Annotated in this window: 4 protein-coding genes; 2 read left to right on the forward strand and 2 right to left on the reverse strand. The window is 62.5% G+C overall.

All coding sequences use genetic code 11. The features are described from left to right. Together EN969_RS25285 and EN969_RS25290 are read left to right on the forward strand one after the other, a co-directional pair. On the forward strand, window positions 1-572 hold a 572-nt coding region (locus EN969_RS25285; RefSeq protein ID WP_164758476.1), incomplete at its 5' end, for an ABC transporter ATP-binding protein. Window positions 573-592: 20 nt separating this feature from the next. Further along, complete coding sequence (locus EN969_RS25290) at window positions 593-1,351, forward strand: MBL fold metallo-hydrolase (RefSeq protein ID WP_063168085.1); 759 nt, start codon at window positions 593-595, stop codon at window positions 1,349-1,351. A 107-nt stretch (window positions 1,352-1,458) separates the two neighbouring features. Here the strand turns inward: EN969_RS25290 and EN969_RS25295 are convergent, their stop codons facing one another. Together EN969_RS25295 and EN969_RS25300 are read right to left on the reverse strand one after the other, a co-directional pair. Further along, on the reverse strand, window positions 1,459-2,160 hold the full coding sequence (locus EN969_RS25295; protein ID WP_063168086.1) for a TetR/AcrR family transcriptional regulator: 702 nt from the start codon (window positions 2,158-2,160) through the stop codon (window positions 1,459-1,461). A gap of 139 nt (window positions 2,161-2,299) precedes the next feature. Beyond that, window positions 2,300-2,814, reverse strand: a 515-nt coding sequence (locus tag EN969_RS25300) for an amidase family protein (RefSeq protein WP_245467494.1), incomplete at its 5' end; no start/stop codon positions are given.

Below are 2,814 nucleotides of genomic sequence, written 5' to 3' on the forward strand. Positions count from 1 at the left end.
CCCTCGACCTCAAACTTCGCCGGCAGATGCAGGATGAATTGAAGGCGATCCAGAAGCGCGTCGGCACCGCCTTTATCCATGTCACGCACGACCAGGAAGAGGCGATGGCGCTGGCCGACCATTGCGTGGTGATGAATGACGGGCGCATCGAGGACGAAGGTCCGCCAGAGCGCGTCTACGCACGGCCGGCGACGCGTTTTTCGGCGACCTTCATGGGCGAAAGCACGATCCTCGCCGGCACGGTCACGGAGGCGAAGGATAGGACAAGCACCGTCGCGACGCCGGTCGGGCCGGTCTCGCTGCCCGGCGCCTTGCCGGTCGGCTCTACCGTTGCGCTGGCCATACGGCCGGAGCATCTTGTCCTCGGCGAGGCGCGCGGCGGTGTCAGGCTTGGCACAGCCGAGGTGAGCGACGTGGTTTTCCAGGGCAGCTTCAAGCGCGTGCTCGCCGTTTCCGTCGAGGACCCTTCGCTCCACTTCATCGCCAAATTGCCCGCGACGGCGACCGTCCAGCCGGGCGACAGGGTCGCGATTTCCTGCGATACCGACCAGATCATCCTGCTGACGGACTGAACTTTCTGACGGATTGAAACATGGCAACGCTTGCGGTCATCGAGGCACCAGACTGGTACGAGACCATCCGCATGAGCGATGGCGTGACCTTGATCCACGAGCCTTGGATAAAACCGTTCTTCCGCTGCAACATGTGGCATGTGCGCGGCCGCGATCGTGACCTTCTGTTCGACACCGGGCTTGGCCATTTCAGCCTCAGGCGTCACGTGCCGTTGGTCAGCGAGCGCAAGCTGATTTGCGTCGCCAGCCACACGCATTTCGATCATATAGGCTGCCACCACGAATTTCCCGAACGGTGCGTGCACGCCGCCGAGGCCGGGATCCTCGCCGATCCGCGTAACGAGTGGACGGCAGCCGACACCTATGCGACCGACGAAATGTTCGATTGCCAGCCGCAAGGCTGGAACACGGCGCGCTACCGTATTCCGCCCGCACCGGCAGGCCGTTTGCTCAAGCATGGGGACGTCGTCGATCTCGGCGATCGTGCCTTCGAGGTGATCCACACGCCCGGCCATTCGCCCGGCGGCATCGCGCTCTATGAAAACAGGACGGGCATCCTGTTATCAGGCGATATCATCTATGACGGCCCGCTGATCGACGACGTCTACCACTCGGACATATCAGACTACATGGCGACACTGCTGCGCCTGCGCGACCTCGATGTCTCGGTCGTGCATGGCGGCCATTTCCCGAGTTTCGGCAAGGTGCGCTACCGCCAGCTTGTCGACGAGTATCTGGAACAGAAGCGGCAGGCCGGCTGCCATCTGCGGCAGCCATGAAAGCGGTCAGAGCGGTTCACCGTTTCACGGAAACGGCGAACCACTCCAACTCCTTGTTTGGCGCAATTCCGGACGGAAAACCGTTTCACACTTTTCCTGGAATTGCTCTAGCGCATCAGTTCGAAATGCCGCGGGAATGCCTGATGCAGCAGGAGCAGCATGGTCTTGCGCAGCACGTTGGTGTCACGGCTGGATGGATTGAGATGATCCCAATACCAGGCGCCGTGGACCAGATAATTCAGGCTCTCCGACAGCGTGTCGATGTCGACGTCGGTGTAACCGCCGCTGCGCGAAATCTCGATCAGCAACTCGCGCGCTTCGGCGGTGTAGGCAAGATCGCTCGGCAGGCCGATCTCATTGTAGATCTGCATGCTCTTGCGGTCGCTGGAGAACACGACAAAGACCGAAACCCATTTCGGGTGCTGGCGGGCGAAACGTTGCGCGCAATCGACCGCGCCCAGGGCCCGCTCAACCGGCGACAGGCCGGGCGCTCGCACCAGCGTCACCCACAGCTCGTCGTATCGATCGCTGAGATACTGCAGGACGGCGCGAAACAGGTTCTCCTTGCTGCGGAAATGGAAGACGACCAGGGCATTGGACGAGCCGACATGTTCGGCGATGCGCTGCATGGTGACGCTTGCCAGTCCCTCCTCCGCGATGAGCTCGATGGTGGCGTCGATGATCCGCTGCACGCTGGCTTCGCCGCGTTCGCGCCGACGGTCCTTGGGCGGCGCGGCATCGTTTGCCGCACGTCCATTCTTCGCCGTTGCGCCTTTGCGTTTTGCCGCCGCAGTGTTTTGTTGCGCCATCTTCGTCCAGCTCCTTTCGGACTTCTGCCGGCGATCGCCGGCGCCGCCACGGATCCGTCTATTCGAGGTGTCCGGCGTCGGCTCACCACAACCGAAACCGCAGATCAACCACGATCGCGGCAAGGGCCGCATCGCCCTGTTATAGCGACGGGCGCGTTTCGGCGTTTGTGTACCACTGCCCCTTGGCCATCTCATAGGCCATGGCCGCCCGGAAGACATCGGCATCGCAATAGGTGCGGCCGACGATCTGGATGCCTGTCGGCACGCCGCTTGCCGCCCGGCCCGACGGCACGGATAGAACCGGACAGCGGCTCATCATGTTGAACGGCGTCGTCATCACCCAGCCAAGCGACGGGTTCACCTGCTTGCCGTTGATCTCGACCGTGCCCGTTGTCTGATCGAACTCCGCCGGCACGGCGGGAAGCGCGTTGGTCGGGCAGATCAGCACATCGTAGGTCTCCAGCAGCGGCCCCAGCGTCTGGTACATCCTGGCCGCCACTTCCAGTGTTCCGACAAAGTCCGTCGCCTTCGACCTTTGCCCGTCCTCGGCGAACTGCCTGGCATAGCTCGTCATGTCCTTGCCGTGCTCCTTGAGCAGTTGCGACAGTGAGGCGCCGAACAGATGTTCGAGATAGGCCATGCCCGCCGTGAGCA

It is taken from the genome of Mesorhizobium sp. M7A.F.Ca.CA.003.01.2.1 (genome assembly GCF_003998945.1).
Lineage (GTDB): Bacteria > Pseudomonadota > Alphaproteobacteria > Rhizobiales > Rhizobiaceae > Mesorhizobium > Mesorhizobium ciceri.